Source organism: Citrobacter sp. Ce129 (assembly GCF_030334545.1).
GTDB lineage: Bacteria > Pseudomonadota > Gammaproteobacteria > Enterobacterales > Enterobacteriaceae > Citrobacter > Citrobacter europaeus.
On sequence record NZ_JAOWDS010000057.1, the window covers coordinates 435,185 to 453,147 of the forward strand.

A 17,963-nucleotide genomic window follows, 5' to 3' on the forward strand; every position below is an offset into this window, starting at 1 on the left:
AGCGCCCCCGCCAAATGAGAGTTATCAAGCGCTGCGGCGCAGCATACCTTGTTTTTTCAGCCATACCAGCAGAATGGAGATGGCGGCAGGCGTTACGCCGGAAATGCGCGATGCCTGACCGATCGATACCGGTTTGTGATCGTTCAGTTTGGCGATGACTTCATTCGACAAGCCAGAGACCTGGCGATAATCCAGCGTTGCAGGCAACAGGGTGTTCTCATTACGCTGCTGTCTTTCAATTTCTTCCTGCTGACGGGCGATATACCCTTCGTATTTCACCTGAATCTCAACCTGTTCCGCGGCCTGAGCATCGTCAAGCGCTGGTGCGAACGCAGATAAAGAGGTCAACTGAGCATAGGTCATATCCGGGCGACGCAGCAGATCTTCACCGCTGGCTTCACGTGACAGAGGCGTTGCCAGGTGAGCATTCACTTCTGCTGCAGATTCCGCTAACGGGTTTACCCATGTTGATTTGAGACGCTGGCGTTCTTGTTCGATGCGCTCCAGCTTCTCGTTGAAGCGAGCCCAGCGCTCATCGTCCACCAGACCCAGTTCTCGACCAATTTCGGTCAGACGCAGGTCGGCGTTATCTTCACGCAGCATCAAACGGTATTCTGCGCGTGAGGTAAACATGCGGTACGGTTCTTTAGTGCCTAGCGTACACAGGTCGTCCACCAGCACGCCAAGATAAGCCTGATCGCGACGCGGTGCCCAGCCGTCTTTCTCAGCAGACAAGCGTGCGGCGTTCAGACCAGCCAGCATGCCTTGCGCGGCGGCTTCTTCGTAACCGGTTGTACCGTTAATCTGTCCCGCAAAGAACAGACCCTGGATGAATTTGCTTTCCAGAGTAGGTTTCAGGTCGCGCGGATCGAAGAAATCATACTCAATAGCGTAGCCAGGGCGGACGATTCTGGCATTTTCCATTCCCTGCATAGAGCGGACAATTTGCATCTGCACATCGAACGGCAGGCTGGTGGAGATGCCATTCGGGTAAATTTCGTTAGACGTCAGTCCTTCCGGTTCAAGGAAGATCTGATGCTGGTTACGATCGGCAAAGCGCATCACTTTGTCTTCGATCGACGGGCAGTAGCGCGGGCCGATACCTTCGATCACGCCGGCGTACATCGGGCTACGATCGAGGTTATTGCGGATCACGTCATGGGTTCTCTCATTGGTATGCGTGATGTAACACGGCATCTGGCGCGGATGTTGAGAAGCATCGCCCAGGAATGAGAAGACCGGCATCGGGTTATCGCTGTTTTGCTGGCCAAGCACGCTGAAATCAATAGTGCGCGCATCGATACGCGGCGGTGTACCCGTTTTCAGGCGGCTGACGCGCAGCGGCAGTTCACGCAGACGACGTGACAGCGGGATAGACGGCGGATCGCCAGCACGGCCACCGCTGTAGTTATCCAGACCAATATGAATTTTGCCGTCGAGGAAAGTCCCCACGGTTAATACAACCGCTTTGGCACGGAACTTCAGTCCCATTTGGGTCACTGCGCCCACAACACGATCGTTTTCAACAATCAGATCTTCAACCGCCTGCTGGAAGATCATCAGGTTGGGTTGATTCTCCAGCGCAGTGCGTACCGCCTGGCGATAGAGCACGCGATCGGCCTGAGCTCGGGTAGCGCGAACGGCTGGCCCTTTGCTTGCGTTTAGTATCCTAAACTGGATACCTGCATGGTCGATCGCTTTTGCCATCAACCCACCAAGCGCATCCACTTCTTTTACCAGGTGTCCCTTCCCAATACCGCCGATCGCCGGATTGCAGCTCATCTGCCCCAGAGTGTCGATATTGTGTGTCAAAAGCAGAGTCTGTTGACCCATTCGCGCCGCGGCCATTGCGGCCTCGGTGCCTGCATGACCCCCGCCAATGATGATGACGTCAAAAGGATCCTGATAAAACATGGTAATTGCCTCGCATAACGCGGTGTGAAAATGGATTGAAGCCCGGGCCGTGGATTCTACTCAACTTTAGTCGATGGAGAAAGACCTGGGATCCTGGGTATTAAAAAGAAGATCTTTTTATTTAGAGATCTGTTTTATTGTGATCTCTTATTAGGATCGCAAGTTTCTGTGGATAAGGGCGATCCTTTGAATAAGATCAACAGGTTGCTGAGGATCATTAGCTGTGAATGATCGGTGATCCTGGTCCGTATAAGCTGGGATCAGAATGAAGGGTTATACACAACTCAAAAACTGAACAACGGTTGTTCTTGGGATAACTACCGGTTGATCCAAGCTTTTAACCAGAGTTATCCACATAAAAAAGTACGATCTTTACAAATCTCTGAGCAATGGATGCCACGATCCCAGCCAAATTTCAGCCGGATCTTCCGGAATTTCATGTTCCAGTACGTTGATCCTGAGCGTTTCGCCTACCTGTTTTGCTCCACAGGTCTTCAATTCGGCTTCCAGCTTGTCGATTGCGCCGCAAAAGGTGTCATATTCACGACTTCCGATCCCGATTGCGCCAAACCGCACTTGTGACAGGTCCGGCTTTTGCTCGCGTAACGCATCATATAAAGGCTGTAGGTTGTCAGGAATGTCTCCCGCACCGTGCGTAGAGCTAATAATCAGCCAGATGCCGTCAGTCGGAACCTCTTCAAGCATTGGCCCATGCAGTATTTCGCTGGAAAAACCGGCGTCGTCCAGCTTTTCAGCCAGATGTTCTGCTACATATTCCGCACTGCCAAGCGTACTACCGCTGATAAGAGTGATGTCTGCCATGATCGCCCACCTTTATAAAGAGGGCGTATTGTACGCTGTGAGCGAGCTGGGATCTACCTGTGGAAAACCAGGGTATTAAAAAAAGCGATCACGGCTTGATGGTACGCATGATCGGGTTTTGCAGGACGATCAGGGTTTCCGTGGACTGAATTTCGTCAATTGTTTGGATCTTGTTGATAAGTACCTGCTGCAACGCGTCGATCGACTTGCACATCACCTTAATAAAGATGCTGTAGTGCCCGGTGGTGTAATACGCTTCGGTCACTTCATCGAGGCTTTCCAGTCTGGCCAGCGCTGACGGATAGTCTTTCGCACTTTTCAGGATGATGCCGATAAAGCAGCCGACGTCATAGCCCAACTGTTTGGGACTCACATCAATCCGCGCGCCGGTAATAATCCCGGCCTGTTTCATCTTTTCTACACGTACGTGAATTGTTCCTGGGCTGACGCCGAATTGTTTGGCTAATTCTGCGTAGGCGGTACGGGCATTTTCCATCAGGGCGTCAAGAATGCCGCGGTCCAGATTGTCGATCTGATAATTTTCCATAGGTTTTTCTTATGTAGATTAATGATTCCCTCTATTTTAGACGTTAATTTTAACGAATCAAAATCGAAGTCGGCTTTTTGTTTGTTGATTATTGAATATTACCTCCATTCTGTTGCTTAATCATAGGCAACAGGACACAGGAGTACACATAATGAAAACCGCTTACATTGCCAAACAACGTCAAATTAGCTTCGTAAAATCTCATTTTTCTCGTCAGCTGGAAGAGCGTTTAGGTCTGATCGAAGTTCAGGCACCGATCCTCAGCCGCGTTGGAGATGGCACGCAGGATAACTTGTCGGGCTGTGAAAAAGCGGTGCAGGTGAAGGTTAAAGCATTGCCAGACGCTCAATTCGAAGTGGTTCATTCACTGGCGAAGTGGAAGCGTCAAACGTTAGGACAACACGACTTTAGCGCAGGTGAAGGGCTGTACACGCACATGAAGGCCCTGCGTCCCGATGAAGATCGCCTCTCCCCGCTGCACTCAGTGTATGTTGATCAGTGGGACTGGGAGCGCGTGATGGGCGACGGTGAGCGTCAATTCTCCACTCTGAAAAGCACGGTAGAGGCTATCTGGGCGGGTATTAAGGCTACTGAGGCTGCGGTTAGCAAAGAGTTTGGTCTGGCACCGTTCCTGCCAGAGCAGATCCACTTTGTTCATAGCCAGGAGTTGTTATCTCGTTATCCGGATCTTGATGCAAAAGGTCGTGAACGTGCGATCGCTAAAGAGCTGGGCGCGGTATTCCTGGTGGGGATCGGCGGCAAGCTCAGTGACGGTCACCGTCACGATGTACGTGCGCCGGATTATGATGACTGGAGTTCAGCGTCCGAGCTGGGTCACGCCGGTCTGAACGGGGATATTCTGGTCTGGAACCCGGTGCTGGAAGATGCGTTTGAGCTGTCTTCTATGGGGATCCGTGTCGATGCTGACGCCCTGAAACACCAACTGTCTCTGACCGGTGATGAAGATCGCCTGAGTCTGGAATGGCATCAGGCGCTGCTGCGCGGTGAAATGCCGCAGACAATTGGTGGCGGCATTGGGCAGTCGCGTCTGACCATGCTGTTGCTGCAATTACCGCACATTGGTCAGGTTCAGTGTGGCGTATGGCCGGCACAGGTACGTGAAAGCGTCGCCTCTCTGCTGTAATAATTAACGCCGCCAGCGTCTGAGCAGGCGGCTTCGCATCCCGGTATCAAAGCGCCAGATATGATCGAAAATGCGCATGATGCCGGGTTTGCCATGTGCAGACATCGCCACCGCGTGAAATCTGTGCTGGTGTACCCGCTGTAATTCCCCCACTTTGCTGACGACCTCATCGGGTAATCGCTGAGCGATAAAATCAGAGATAACCACCGCATCGGCATCAAACCATTCCCGACCCTGCATGCGCTCAATAATGGCGCGAAAACAGCTGGCAATATCGGTACCGCCACGAAAGCGCTGACTTAAAAAACGAATCGCCTGTTCGATACCCTCTGGACCAGACAGCTCATAGCGCACCACTTCTGTTGAAAACAGCATAATGAAACAGCGCCGATTATCGGCAAGGGCGACGCGCATTAGCGCCAGGCAAAAGGCTTTCGCACACTGTTCATTGAACCCGCCCATCGATCCCGAAGTATCAACGCAGACGATAAAAGGCCCGCGCGGCTGCTCGTCAAAATCCTGATGCACCACCGGACGTTCCGTTACTTTCTCGCGCCATGCTTCGCCGTGCAGACGGTAGGTCAGCAGTTGCTTTTCCACCAGCCGGCGGTAGAACTCGTATTCCAGTTCGGTAATGCCCAGCGTGGCCAGTTCAGGCGGCAGCAAGCGCAGGATATCGTCACTTTGCTGGATGCCATCCACCTGCTCCGGTACGGTTGCCGGTTCGCGTACCAGGGTACGGAAGGTTTCCATTGGCGCATCTTTACGCGGCACGGATTTCGCTTCTCTGGAACGGCCTAACTGCTCAGCCAGACGCTGGAGTTCGGGCTGTTGCGTCAGGAATTCGCCATATTTAACCAGCAACTGATAATCACCGCGCTTGATTTGACCCGCGCTCATATCCCATAACCGGCCTGCGGCGTTGTCATTTTCTGCCAGTACGGGTTCCAGTTGCCCGCTAAGGGTCATCCGTTCCTGTACTTCACTGAGCAAATGTTCGCGCTCTTCTTCCAGCAGTTGCTGATTCAGGGTTGTGGTTTGCACCACCAGACTCAGGCGCCAGCGCTGAAGAAAAAGCGTATGGAGGGCAGGCGTAAACGCGCTGTTGTCATTAACCAACTGTTGCGCTTGTCCGGCCCACGGCGAATGGAGGCGGTGCAATAGCGACAATATTTGCGGAAGCTGGACGATAAACTGCGCATGAGAGAGGAGCTGGCTTTGCTGATAACAAATGACCTCTTCCGCCAACTCCGGCGGCACATGGGTATCTTTAAGGCGGCTACGCAAAGATTCACGCCAGCGCGGTATATCTTCAGCGATCGCTTTTTTGAGGCGGGGGAATTTTTTAAAAAAGACCACCATCTTTGGAGAAGCCAGCAGGGCGACGATCATCTCTTCGATCATCGCCTCTTCACTGACTGCCAGCATGATGTTGAGTGTATCAAGGGTCAGCATTGTTGCGCCTGGCGGATTTGCGCCCCGACATCCTGCAGGCTGGCCTCAATGCGGCCTAACCAGTCGCTATGAATAAACAGACATTTTTGCTGCTCGCTAAATGCGCTGTGCTGCTGGTGCCACTCGTTATCAAGTGCTTCGAGCTCTTGTTTTATCTCTGCAGGCATACTCTCTTGTGAAGAACCGGGCAATGCCAGTCGAGAGCCTTGTAAACTGACATCACGCACGACCAGGTGCTGCGCGCTATCCACTTCCATGTTCAGCGTCTGGGCAAAACCGATCCCGTTTAATTTTCCGCGGATCTCACCACCTTTGGTGAGCCACAACTCCAGTGCGCCACGTTCGAAAGCAATATGGATAACTTCCATGTCATGCAGCTTTAAGGGCTTTTGCAGGAGTAATGTTACGACAGAAGACGTAGCTTCCGGCGGTAAATCATAATGAGGGCGACGGCTGAACATGCCGCCCTGGCGGATCACCGTGAACGCCGTTTTGTCGCTTTGCTGCTGCTGGAGTTGAATGCGGCGCTGCACAATACCGCCCAGTCGCGTCAGCATGGCTTGCTGCTGCCATGCGTGTCCGGTCATCAATATTTCCAGCTGTTGTTGCATCAGATTCAGGCTTTGCGCGTCGTACCACAGGCAATCTTTCAGCAGGATCAGGTCGATAGGTACTACGGCATCACGTCCGCTAAAGAAAGCGCTGGCCTGGAGTAAGCGAATGGCTTTTTTCCAGCGCCGATCGGACACATAAGGGGCATTCGGTAGCGTGTCCAGTTGCTGGCGCAACGTGAAAATAAGCTCAAACACGCGATCGGGAAGCTTGATGGCGCCAATGTCCTTTTGCCACTGGTTATACTCTTCATCCGTCACCTGTAACGACGCCGGGACCGGATTGTCGCTTTCATCTTGCTGACTTAACAGCATCGATCGGAAGTTGGCTTTGTCCTGAACTTTATCCAGCCACAGGCGAATCAGCATACGGTCGTACAGTGCTTCCAGGCTGCTGTCTGCTTCTGGCAGTTCATTGGAGGCTGCCACCAGCAAGCGCATCGGGATTTTCTCTTCATGCGCGCCGTTACGAAAGTGGCGTTCGTTGATGGCGGTTAGCAGGGTGTTAAGAATCGCCGGGCCCGCCTTCCAGATTTCGTCGAGAAAGACGATTTCAGCTTCAGGAAGATAGCCTGCGGTTAAGCGTTCATAGCGACCTTCATCTTTAAGGGCTTGAATCGACAGCGGGCCGAAAACCTCTTCCGGTGTAGAGAAACGCGTCATCAGGTATTCGAAGGCGCGAGCATTTTGAAAAGCAAATTTCAGTCTGCGGGCAATTAAGCTTTTCGCAATCCCGGGAGGACCTAATAAGAAAACGCTCTCGCCGCTGAGTGCAGCCAGCAGACACAGGCGAATAGCGTGGCTACGTTCATAAAGTCCCTTTTCCAGCGCATTGCTCAGACGGGAAATTCTTTCCGCTAATAAATGTGGGTGAGCCATAATGAAGTGGCGTCCTTTCGCCAAATGTACTGCATAAACTGCGAGTATAGATGCTTCACACCAGTGCAGTAATAGACTGAAGGTGCGCTTATTTTTCTTTGAGCCAGATTAATCTGGTCTCATTTAGGGGTACGATTTTGCGATTAATCGTGCATACTGTGCGCCTTTTTGTGGGCCAAGGGACGACGCACACATTTCTTATATATACACCAAATCAATCAAGCTGCACCAAGGCGGCAATGGAGTTTTCTCCGGGGATGGGGGGAATAACGAATGCAGCCCACGCGGAGGCGGCTTGAAAGATGATGTGTATAAACGAAAGACGAGTCTATGAGCACTGATAATAAACAATCATTGTCTGCGATTACCCTTGCGGCCATTGGGGTTGTCTACGGTGATATTGGTACCAGCCCACTTTATACGCTTCGTGAATGTTTGTCCGGCCAGTTTGGTTTTGGCGTTGAACGTGATGCCGTATTTGGCTTTCTCTCGCTGATTTTCTGGCTGCTTATCTTTGTTGTTTCCATTAAATACCTGACGTTTGTCATGCGCGCGGATAACGCCGGAGAAGGCGGGATCCTGACGCTGATGTCATTGGCCGGGCGCAATACCTCGGCGCGAACCACTTCCATGCTGGTGATTATGGGGTTGATTGGCGGCAGCTTCTTCTATGGAGAAGTGGTGATAACACCTGCCATCTCGGTGATGTCGGCGATTGAAGGTCTGGAGATAGTTGCCCCGCAACTGGACACCTGGATTGTTCCGCTCTCGATAATCGTGCTGACCCTGCTGTTTTTGATTCAAAAACACGGTACCGGCATGGTCGGTAAGCTGTTTGCGCCGATTATGCTGCTGTGGTTCCTGACGCTCGCGGTATTAGGTGTACGCAGTATTATTGGCAATCCGGAAGTGCTGCAGGCGCTCAATCCGTATTGGGCGGTGCATTTCTTCCTCGAATTCAAAACGTTGTCCTTTATAGCGCTGGGTGCGGTGGTGCTGTCGATCACCGGTGTTGAAGCGCTGTATGCAGATATGGGCCACTTCGGTAAGTTGCCGATTCGCCTGGCTTGGTTCTCCGTGGTATTACCTTCGCTGGTGCTGAACTATTTTGGTCAGGGGGCGTTGCTGTTAAAGCATCCTGAAGCGATCAAAAACCCGTTCTTCCTGCTGGCGCCGGACTGGGCGTTGATACCGCTTCTGATCCTCGCCGCGTTGGCAACGGTCATCGCTTCACAGGCAGTTATCTCTGGCGTCTTCTCGCTGACGCGTCAGGCCGTGCGTCTGGGGTATTTGTCACCGATGCGTATCATTCATACTTCGGAAATGGAATCTGGCCAGATCTACATTCCTTTCGTTAACTGGATGCTCTATTTTGCGGTGGTTATCGTGATTGTGAGCTTTGAGCACTCCAGTAATCTGGCCGCTGCGTACGGAATTGCGGTGACGGGAACGATGGTGCTGACCTCAATTTTGTCGACCACCGTGGCGCGCAAAAACTGGCACTGGAATAAATACTTTGTCTTCCTGATCCTGGTGGCGTTCTTGTGCGTCGATATTCCGCTGTTCTCCGCGAACCTCGATAAACTGATTTCCGGCGGTTGGCTGCCTCTGACGCTGGGGCTGGTGATGTTCACCATCATGACCACCTGGAAAAGCGAGCGTTTCCGTCTGCTGCGTCGCATGCATGAGCACGGCAATTCTCTGGAGGCGATGATTGCCTCTCTGGAGAAATCTCCACCGGTACGCGTGCCGGGAACGGCGGTGTATATGTCTCGTGCATTGAACGTCATCCCGTTTGCGCTTCTGCATAACCTCAAACATAACAAGGTGCTGCATGAGCGCGTTATTCTGCTGACGCTGCGCACGGAAGATGCGCCCTATGTTCACAACGTGCGTAGGGTGCAGATTGAGCAATTATCGCCCACCTTCTGGCGCGTGGTGGCCAGCTACGGTTGGCGCGAAACGCCGAACGTTGAGGAAGTGTTCCATCGCTGCGGTCTGGAAGGTTTAAGCTGTAGAATGATGGAAACCTCTTTCTTCATGTCGCACGAGTCGTTGATTGTCGGCAAGCGGCCATGGTATCTGCGTCTGCGCGGCAAGCTGTATCTGCTGCTACAGCGCAACGCGCTGCGCGCGCCGGACCAGTTTGAAATCCCACCGAACCGGGTTATTGAGCTCGGTACTCAGGTCGAGATTTAATCTCATCGACGCCCTCTTTCATCGCGAAAGGGGGCGTTTTGTTTTGTCCCTCTCAGTTTTCATTTCATCGAATGATAATCCTTGCGAAACGTTTCGATGACGATCACATTTTCGTAACGTCACGGTGGTTTTCTGTCCACTCTTCACACTACACTTATCTTCAGCGAAACGTTTCGCTAGTGGGGAAAGAAAATGAAGAAAGGCACGGTACTCAACTCTGAAATTTCAACGGTGATCTCCCGTCTGGGGCATACCGATACGCTGGTGGTGTGTGATGCAGGTTTACCCATCCCGAACAGCACAACGCGTATTGATATGGCATTAACCCAGGGCGTACCTTCTTTTATGCAGGTACTGGATGTGGTTACACGTGAAATGCAGGTCGAGGCGGCCATTCTCGCGTCGGAAATTAAACAACATAATCCGCAACTCCACGAAACGTTGCTTAAGTTCATTGAGCAACTGCAACAACACCAGGGAAACACCATTGAAATTCGTTACACCACGCATGAACAATTCAAAAAACAAACCGCAGACAGTCAGGCGGTAATTCGCAGCGGAGAGTGTTCTCCGTATGCGAATATCATTCTCTGTGCTGGCGTCACGTTCTGAGGCCATCATGAACGCATTACTGCAACTCAAAGGGATCGATAAAGCGTTCCCGGGCGTAAAAGCGCTATCCGGCGCTGCGCTGAATGTCTATCCAGGCCGCGTAATGGCGCTGGTGGGCGAAAACGGCGCGGGCAAATCCACCATGATGAAAGTGCTGACCGGGATCTACACCCGTGATGCCGGCTCTTTATTGTGGCTGGGGAAAGAGACCACCTTTAACGGCCCGAAATCCTCCCAGGAAGCCGGAATCGGTATCATCCACCAGGAGCTGAACCTGATCCCGCAACTCACTATCGCCGAGAACATTTTTCTTGGCCGCGAGTTTGTGAATCGCTTTGGCAAAATTGACTGGAAAAAGATGTACGCCGAAGCCGATTTGCTGCTCGCCAAACTCAATCTGCGCTTTAAAAGCGACAGGCTGGTCGGTGAGCTGTCGATTGGCGATCAGCAGATGGTCGAAATTGCCAAAGTGCTGAGCTTTGAATCGAAGGTCATCATTATGGATGAACCGACGGATGCGCTCACCGATACTGAAACTGAATCTCTGTTCCGCGTCATTCGCGAACTGAAATCCCAGGGACGCGGCATTGTCTATATTTCTCACCGCATGAAAGAGATCTTCGAGATTTGCGATGACGTAACCGTCTTCCGCGACGGGCAGTTTATTGCCGAGCGTGAAGTCGCCTCGCTTACCGAAGACTCGCTGATTGAAATGATGGTGGGACGTAAGCTGGAAGATCAGTACCCGCGCCTGGAAAAAGCGCCGGGTGATATTCGCCTGAAGGTCGATAATCTGTGTGGCCCTGGCGTAAATGATGTTTCGTTCACGCTGCGTAAAGGCGAGATCCTTGGCGTATCAGGGCTGATGGGAGCCGGACGTACCGAGCTGATGAAAGTGTTGTACGGCGCATTGCCACGCACCAGCGGCTACGTCACGCTTGATGGCCATGAGGTTGTTACCCGTTCGCCGCAGGATGGGTTGGCTAACGGCATCGTCTATATTTCTGAAGACCGTAAACGCGATGGTTTAGTGCTGGGCATGTCGGTGAAAGAGAACATGTCATTGACCGCGCTGCGCTATTTCAGCCGCGCCGGTGGAAGCCTGAAGCATAAAGATGAGCAGCAGGCGGTAGGTGATTTTATTCGTCTGTTCAATGTTAAAACGCCGTCGATGGAACAGGCTATCGGCCTGCTCTCCGGCGGTAACCAGCAGAAAGTGGCCATTGCGCGCGGTCTCATGACTCGACCCAAAGTCCTGATCCTTGATGAACCAACGCGCGGCGTTGACGTTGGGGCCAAGAAAGAAATCTATCAGCTTATCAACCAGTTTAAGGCCGATGGGCTGAGCATCATTCTGGTCTCCTCTGAGATGCCAGAAGTATTGGGCATGAGCGATCGAATTATCGTTATGCATGAAGGGCATCTCGGCGGTGAGTTCACTCGCGAGCAGGCCACTCAGGAAGTATTAATGGCTGCCGCTGTGGGCAAGCTTAATCGCGTGAATCAGGAGTAAAAAAGATGACTACCCAGGCTGTTTCTGGTCGCCGTTATTTCACTAAAGCATGGCTTCTGGAGCAAAAGTCGCTCATCGCTCTGCTAGTGCTGATCGCGATTGTTTCTACCATGAGCCCTAACTTTTTTACCGTTAATAACCTGTTCAACATTCTCCAGCAAACGTCGGTGAACGCCATCATGGCCGTCGGCATGACGCTGGTTATCCTGACGTCGGGTATCGATCTGTCAGTCGGTTCCTTGCTGGCGCTTACCGGCGCGGTTGCGGCTTCGATTGTAGGGATTGAAGTCAATGCGCTGGTGGCTGTTGCTGCGGCCCTGGCGCTCGGCGCTGCCATTGGCGCAGTCACCGGGGTGATTGTTGCGAAAGGCCGTGTGCAGGCGTTTATCGCAACTCTGGTGATGATGCTGCTGCTGCGCGGTGTAACCATGGTCTACACCAACGGCAGTCCGGTAAATACCGGGTTTACTGATAATGCCGATCTGTTTGGCTGGTTTGGTATTGGTCGTCCGTTAGGCGTCCCGACGCCTGTGTGGATCATGGGGGTTGTCTTCCTCGCGGCGTGGTACATGCTGCACCACACTCGTCTGGGCCGTTATATCTATGCGCTGGGCGGTAACGAAGCGGCAACGCGTCTGTCCGGTATCAGCGTCAGTAAAATCAAAATTATCGTTTACTCACTGTGCGGTCTGCTGGCATCGCTGGCGGGCATCATTGAAGTAGCGCGCCTCTCCTCTGCGCAACCAACGGCAGGCACTGGCTATGAGCTGGATGCTATCGCAGCGGTAGTGTTAGGCGGTACCAGCCTGGCGGGTGGTAAAGGACGTATTGTTGGGACGCTGATCGGCGCATTGATTCTTGGTTTCCTCAATAATGGTTTGAATTTGTTAGGTGTATCCTCCTATTACCAGATGATCGTTAAAGCGGTGGTGATTTTGCTGGCGGTACTGGTAGACAACAAAAAGCAGTAACAACGATTACAGGACATCTTAAATATGAATATGAAAAAACTGGCTACCCTGGTTTCTGCTGTTGCGCTGAGCGCCACCGTGAGCGCGAATGCGATGGCGAAAGATACCATTGCGCTGGTGGTCTCCACCCTCAACAACCCGTTCTTTGTTTCTCTGAAGGATGGGGCGCAAAAAGAGGCGGATAAGCTGGGCTACAACCTGGTGATTCTGGACTCACAGAACAACCCGGCTAAAGAGCTGGCTAACGTTCAGGATTTAACGGTTCGTGGAACTAAAATTCTGCTGATCAACCCGACCGACTCTGATGCTGTTGGTAACGCTGTGAAAATGGCTAACCAGGCTAAAATTCCGGTTATTACCCTTGACCGCGTTGCGTCCAAAGGCGAAGTGGTAAGCCACATTGCGTCTGATAACGTGTTGGGCGGCAAAATCGCGGGTGATTACATCGCGAAGAAAGCAGGTGAAGGCGCTAAAGTTATCGAACTGCAGGGTATTGCCGGTACTTCAGCGGCGCGTGAGCGTGGCGAAGGTTTCCAGCAGGCCGTTGCGGCACACAAATTTAACGTACTGGCCAGCCAGCCGGCAGACTTCGACCGCACCAAAGGTCTGAACGTCATGCAGAACCTGCTGACCGCGCATCCTGACGTGCAGGCCGTATTTGCCCAGAACGATGAAATGGCGCTTGGCGCGCTGCGCGCACTGCAAACTGCGGGTAAATCTGATGTGATGGTGGTTGGATTTGACGGCACTCCAGATGGCGAAAAAGCAGTAAATGATGGCAAACTGGCTGCGACCATTGCTCAGTTGCCGGATCAGATCGGCGCCAAAGGCGTTGAGACTGCGGATAAGGTCCTGAAAGGCGAGAAGGTTCAGGCTAAATATCCGGTTGACCTGAAGCTGGTCATCAAGCAGTAATACCGATTCAGGTCGCTCGCGGCCTGATGGAGACATAAATACGCCATCCCCGTATCTGGTTTTGGGGATGAAAGCGTAAAAAGAAAAGCAGGGCACGCGCCACCCTAACCCGGTGGCGCACTTTGACTTGGAACACCAAATATGAAAACCGCAGGCAACCTCGTTGTTCTTGGCAGTATCAATGCCGATCACATCCTTAATCTTAATTCTTTCCCGACACCTGGTGAAACCGTAACCGGTAGCCATTATCAGGTCGCATTTGGCGGTAAAGGCGCGAATCAGGCTGTTGCTGCGGGTCGTAGTGGCGCGAATATCGCATTTATTGCCTGTACGGGCGATGATGATATTGGCGAAAGTGTTCGTAAACAGTTAGCAAAAGATAATATCGATATTGCGCCGATTAGCGTAATTTCGGGGGAATCGACCGGTGTGGCGTTGATTTTTGTGAATGGTGAAGGCGAGAACGTCATCGGTATTCATGCTGGTGCGAACGCAGCGCTTTCGCCAGCTCTGGTGGAAGCACAGCATGAGCGTATTGCGCAGGCGTCAGCCTTACTGATGCAGTTAGAGTCGCCGATCGAAAGCGTACTGGCTGCGGCAAAGATTGCACATCAAAATAAGACCACGGTTGCCCTGAATCCGGCTCCGGCACGTGAACTTTCTGACGAACTGCTGGCGCTGGTGGATATTATTACCCCGAATGAAACCGAGGCTGAAAAGCTGACGGGGATCCGGGTCGAAAACGATGAAGACGCGGCCAAAGCGGCGCAGGCATTGCACGCGAAGGGGATCGATACGGTACTGATTACCTTAGGCAGTCGCGGAGTATGGGCCAGCGTAAAGGGTGAAGGTCAGCGTGTGCCAGGGTTTAAAGTTGACGCTGTTGATACCATTGCCGCTGGGGATACCTTTAACGGCGCGTTAATTACAGCGTTACTGGAAGAGACCCCGCTGCCTGAAGCTATCCGTTTTGCACATGCCGCTGCGGCGATTGCGGTCACTCGTAAAGGTGCGCAGCCTTCCGTTCCATGGCGCGAAGAAATAGAAGCGTTTTTAAGTCAGCAGAGGTAACGCTTGGCTACAATGAAGGATGTCGCCCGCCTGGCGGGTGTTTCCACGTCGACGGTTTCTCACGTCATTAATAAAGATCGCTTTGTCAGTGAGTCTGTCACAGACAAAGTGCAAGCGGCGATTAAAGAGCTTAACTATGCCCCCTCCGCGCTGGCGCGTAGTCTCAAGTTAAACCAGACCCGCACTATTGGCATGTTAATCACTGCCAGTACCAATCCCTTCTATTCTGAGCTGGTGCGCGGCGTTGAACGTAGCTGTTTTGAGCGCGGTTACAGCCTGGTGCTGTGCAATACCGAAGGCGATGAACAGCGCATGAACCGTAATCTGGAAACGCTGATGCAAAAACGCGTGGACGGTTTGCTGCTGCTCTGTACGGAAACACATCAGCCTTCCAGAGAGATAATGCAGCGTTATCCTTCTATACCAACCGTGATGATGGACTGGTCGCCTTTTGATGGTGAAAGCGATCTGATTCAGGATAACTCCCTGCTGGGCGGGGATTTAGCCACGCAACATCTTATCGAAAAAGGCTTTACGCGCATTGCCTGCATTACCGGGCCGCTGGATAAAACTCCGGCGCGTTTACGTCTGGAAGGATATCGGGCGGCCATGAAGCGGGCGGGCTTGCCTGTCCCGGAAGGCTACGAGATTACCGGTGACTTTGAGTTCGGCGGCGGCTTTGAAGCTATGCAAACGTTGCTATCGCATAAACAGCGACCGCAGGCCGTTTTTACCGGCAATGATGCAATGGCGGTCGGCGCGTATCAGGCTCTGTACCAGTCGGGATTGCGTATTCCGCAGGATATGGCGGTGGTGGGTTATGACGATATCGAGCTGGCGCGCTATATGACGCCACCCCTGACGACCATTCACCAACCAAAAGATGAACTGGGCGAACTGGCCATCGATGTGTTAATTCATCGGATGGCGCAGCCCGCATTGCAGCAGCAGCGCCTGCAACTTACTCCTGTTTTGATGGAGCGGGGGTCGGTTTAGGCTTATGTCGCTCTTTAATCAGGTTGCGTCCATCTTTGGCTTTTAGCAGCATGAACATCAGCGCAGACACTACCGTGATAGCGCCCATCGTTATAAAGGTGTAGTGGAACTGCTCGACCGTATTGGTTCCTTCCATACCTTCATAGATTCGCAGAACGGCGGCGCTGATGGCGACCCCTAAACTGATTGATAACTGCTGAGTGACAGCCAGCACGCTGTTGCCGCTACTGGCGTTTTCATCGGTCAGATCTGCTAAAGTGATAGTATTCATTGAGGTAAACTGGGTGGACATCGCCATACCTAAAATGAACAACGGTAGGATCAGCATCCAGACCGGCATGGCGGGAGATTGCAGCGCGAACTGCGCAATCATCAGGCCGATAAACACCGTAACGCCGACCAGTGTGGTCCTGTAGCCGAGCCGGCGCAGTACCTGCGTCACCATTGATTTCGCCAGTATTGATCCCAGTGCCGTTGGCGCCATCATGCAACCGGCTATCAGCGCCGGGTAACCAAAGCCTACCTGCAACATCAGCGGCATTAAGAAAGGCACGCACCCTGTACCCAGACGAGTGGCGAGGTTTCCGGCGATCCCGACAGAAAAGGTTCGGGTTTTAAATATAGGAAGCGATATCAGCGGCGTTGGGTGACGACGCGCATGGCGAATGTAGGCAAGCAGTAACAAAACGCTGGTAAGAATAATGCTAAGCGCTATCCAGGTTGCGACAAGCTTCTCACCGAAAAGCTCTACCCCGCTGGAAAACAACACCAGGCTCAAACCAAACAGAAAGAAACCGGTCATATCAAAACTGCGGCGCGGCGTGGTGAAGTTCGGCATATATTTGCGTGCATAGAAGATACCTGCCACGCCAATTGGAATATTAATCAGGAATATCCAGTGCCAGCTAGCCCATGTGACCAGTACACCGCCCAATACCGGACCTAAAATCGGCCCTACAAGTCCTGGCATGGTTACGAAGTTAAGCACGGGAAGCAGTTCGCTGCGGGGGTAAGCTCGCAATAATGCCAGACGGGCAACGGGCATCATCATGGCGCCGCCGATGCCCTGAATTATGCGGAAAATCACCAGTTCGCTTAGGGAGCTGGACAGCGCACAGGCCAGCGATCCCAATGTAAACAGGCTAACGGCAATCATAAAGACGCGCCGGGTGCCGAACCTGTCTGCCAGCCATCCACTCACCGGGATAAGCATGGCGACCGTCAGGGTGTAGCTGATAATAGCCGACTGCATGGCGAGCGGAGAGCGGTTAAGACTATGTGCTATTGCGGGTAAGGCGGTATTGAGGATTGTGGCGTCTAGTGCCTGCATAAAAAAGGCCATGGCGGCTATCCACGGCAGCCCGGCCATACTGCGTGATTTCTTTTCTGACATATTATTTATCCGGTAGCACGTTTGGTGCTATCAGCAATGCCTGACAGGCAGTGAAGGCGCGATCGCCATCGCTATCATCAATTGCATCAACAATGGCCTGGTGCAAATCCAGTTTAACCACGTCGTTATAGGTAATAGAAGTAAAGTAGGTCTGGTAAACGGAATGAAACAGTGATGCAAAGGATATAAGGAACGGATTCGCACTCATTTCATAGATGTGTTCATGCCATGCAATATCAACTTCAATCCAGCGCTCGCGTCTGAAGTTTCTTTTCAGCTCGACCATCTCTTCCATCAGCGTGTTGAGATGCGCTTTCTGTTCTGCCGTGCCTATGGTCGCCGCCAGTGAACACGCCTGAGGCTCCAGGCTGATACGCATCACCAGAAAATGTTTAATGACCTGTGGGAAATTATCTTCCGTCATCCACCAGGTGAGCAGTTCCTGATCGAGGAAGTTCCAGTTTGCTTGCGGCATGACGCGTGTACCAATACGCGGGCGCGGTAATACCATACCTTTTGCCGTTAACGTTTTTACCGCTTCTCTTACCGCAGTGCGACTCACGCCAAACTGATCGCCCAGCTCTATTTCGCCAGGCAATATCGCGCCTGGTGCGTATTCACCTTTTAATATTCGCTGAGCCAGCTTTTCGGCCAGAACGTAGGACAGGTTTTTCTGTGCGGCTAGCTGTTGGGCATTTAACGGCATGAATGTTCTTCCTTACTTATTTTCTTATTCATTAGTATGCCACTAGGAAATGTGATTGCGGCTGCAAAAACGGCAATTTGCTTATTTTATGGCATGTTAATGATGGTTTTGATGAAAAAACACGCACTCGGAAAGTTATTTTAAATTTCCCCTTGTCAGCCTGAAATAACTCCCTATAATGCGCCTCCACTGACACGGAACAACGGATTACAAGC

At 52.2% G+C, this 17,963-nt stretch carries 15 protein-coding genes; 8 read left to right on the forward strand and 7 right to left on the reverse strand.

Annotation, left to right across the window (positions count from 1 at the left end; genetic code table 11):
* Positions 1-24: 24 nt before the first annotated feature.
* The 3 genes from mnmG to asnC all read right to left on the reverse strand — a co-directional run bounded on the left by mnmG (position 25) and on the right by asnC (position 3,283).
* The gene (mnmG, locus tag OGV77_RS08895) at positions 25-1,914 is read right to left on the reverse strand and encodes a tRNA uridine-5-carboxymethylaminomethyl(34) synthesis enzyme MnmG (RefSeq protein WP_016155085.1); all 1,890 of its coding nucleotides are present in this window, start codon (positions 1,912-1,914) and stop codon (positions 25-27) included.
* A 372-nt stretch (positions 1,915-2,286) separates the two neighbouring features.
* The gene (gene mioC / locus OGV77_RS08900; protein ID WP_080625926.1) at positions 2,287-2,736 is read right to left on the reverse strand and encodes an FMN-binding protein MioC; all 450 of its coding nucleotides are present in this window, start codon (positions 2,734-2,736) and stop codon (positions 2,287-2,289) included.
* An 88-nt stretch (positions 2,737-2,824) separates the two neighbouring features.
* Positions 2,825-3,283 carry a transcriptional regulator AsnC gene (gene asnC / locus OGV77_RS08905; protein WP_003023780.1) on the reverse strand — a complete coding sequence of 153 codons (459 nt, stop codon included), beginning with the start codon at positions 3,281-3,283 and terminating at the stop codon, positions 2,825-2,827.
* A 151-nt stretch (positions 3,284-3,434) separates the two neighbouring features.
* Here asnC and asnA point away from each other — a divergent pair, with 151 nt between their 5' ends.
* Positions 3,435-4,427: an aspartate--ammonia ligase gene (gene asnA / locus OGV77_RS08910; RefSeq protein WP_003827009.1), complete on the forward strand. Its 993-nt coding sequence runs from the start codon at positions 3,435-3,437 to the stop codon at positions 4,425-4,427.
* A 3-nt stretch (positions 4,428-4,430) separates the two neighbouring features.
* On the opposite strand, the gene viaA is transcribed toward asnA, so the two are convergent.
* Positions 4,431-5,882: an ATPase RavA stimulator ViaA gene (gene viaA / locus OGV77_RS08915; protein WP_043018823.1), complete on the reverse strand. Its 1,452-nt coding sequence runs from the start codon at positions 5,880-5,882 to the stop codon at positions 4,431-4,433.
* Positions 5,876-7,372, reverse strand: coding sequence for an ATPase RavA (gene ravA / locus OGV77_RS08920; protein WP_047407695.1), 1,497 nt, complete (start codon positions 7,370-7,372; stop codon positions 5,876-5,878). The genes viaA and ravA overlap by 7 nt, the downstream gene beginning before the upstream one ends.
* Before the next feature lie 330 nt (positions 7,373-7,702).
* On the opposite strand from ravA, the gene kup reads away from it, so the two are divergent.
* From kup to rbsR, 7 genes are all read left to right on the forward strand, one after another.
* Positions 7,703-9,571, forward strand: coding sequence for a low affinity potassium transporter Kup (gene kup, locus OGV77_RS08925; protein ID WP_075145440.1), 1,869 nt, complete (start codon positions 7,703-7,705; stop codon positions 9,569-9,571).
* 192 nt (positions 9,572-9,763) lie between these two features.
* Positions 9,764-10,183: a D-ribose pyranase gene (gene rbsD / locus OGV77_RS08930; RefSeq protein ID WP_043018826.1), complete on the forward strand. Its 420-nt coding sequence runs from the start codon at positions 9,764-9,766 to the stop codon at positions 10,181-10,183.
* A 7-nt stretch (positions 10,184-10,190) separates the two neighbouring features.
* Positions 10,191-11,696 (forward strand): ribose ABC transporter ATP-binding protein RbsA, encoded by a 1,506-nt coding sequence (gene rbsA, locus OGV77_RS08935; protein ID WP_003023764.1) that lies wholly within the window; start codon positions 10,191-10,193, stop codon positions 11,694-11,696.
* Positions 11,697-11,701: 5 nt separating this feature from the next.
* On the forward strand, positions 11,702-12,667 hold the full coding sequence (rbsC, locus tag OGV77_RS08940) for a ribose ABC transporter permease (RefSeq protein ID WP_043018828.1): 966 nt from the start codon (positions 11,702-11,704) through the stop codon (positions 12,665-12,667).
* Between the two features lie 24 nt (positions 12,668-12,691).
* On the forward strand, positions 12,692-13,582 hold the full coding sequence (gene rbsB, locus OGV77_RS08945) for a ribose ABC transporter substrate-binding protein RbsB (RefSeq protein ID WP_003023760.1): 891 nt from the start codon (positions 12,692-12,694) through the stop codon (positions 13,580-13,582).
* A gap of 141 nt (positions 13,583-13,723) precedes the next feature.
* Positions 13,724-14,653, forward strand: coding sequence for a ribokinase (gene rbsK / locus OGV77_RS08950; RefSeq protein ID WP_047407672.1), 930 nt, complete (start codon positions 13,724-13,726; stop codon positions 14,651-14,653).
* A gap of 3 nt (positions 14,654-14,656) precedes the next feature.
* Positions 14,657-15,649, forward strand: coding sequence for a ribose operon transcriptional repressor RbsR (rbsR, locus tag OGV77_RS08955; protein ID WP_087050730.1), 993 nt, complete (start codon positions 14,657-14,659; stop codon positions 15,647-15,649).
* Here the strand turns inward: rbsR and mdtD are convergent.
* Both mdtD and OGV77_RS08965 read right to left on the reverse strand, forming a co-directional pair.
* Positions 15,615-17,042, reverse strand: coding sequence for a multidrug transporter subunit MdtD (gene mdtD / locus OGV77_RS08960; protein WP_075145437.1), 1,428 nt, complete (start codon positions 17,040-17,042; stop codon positions 15,615-15,617). The genes rbsR and mdtD overlap by 35 nt on opposite strands.
* Before the next feature lies 1 nt (position 17,043).
* Positions 17,044-17,748 carry a FadR/GntR family transcriptional regulator gene (locus tag OGV77_RS08965; RefSeq protein ID WP_043018832.1) on the reverse strand — a complete coding sequence of 235 codons (705 nt, stop codon included), beginning with the start codon at positions 17,746-17,748 and terminating at the stop codon, positions 17,044-17,046.
* Between the last annotated feature and the right edge of the window lie 215 nt (positions 17,749-17,963).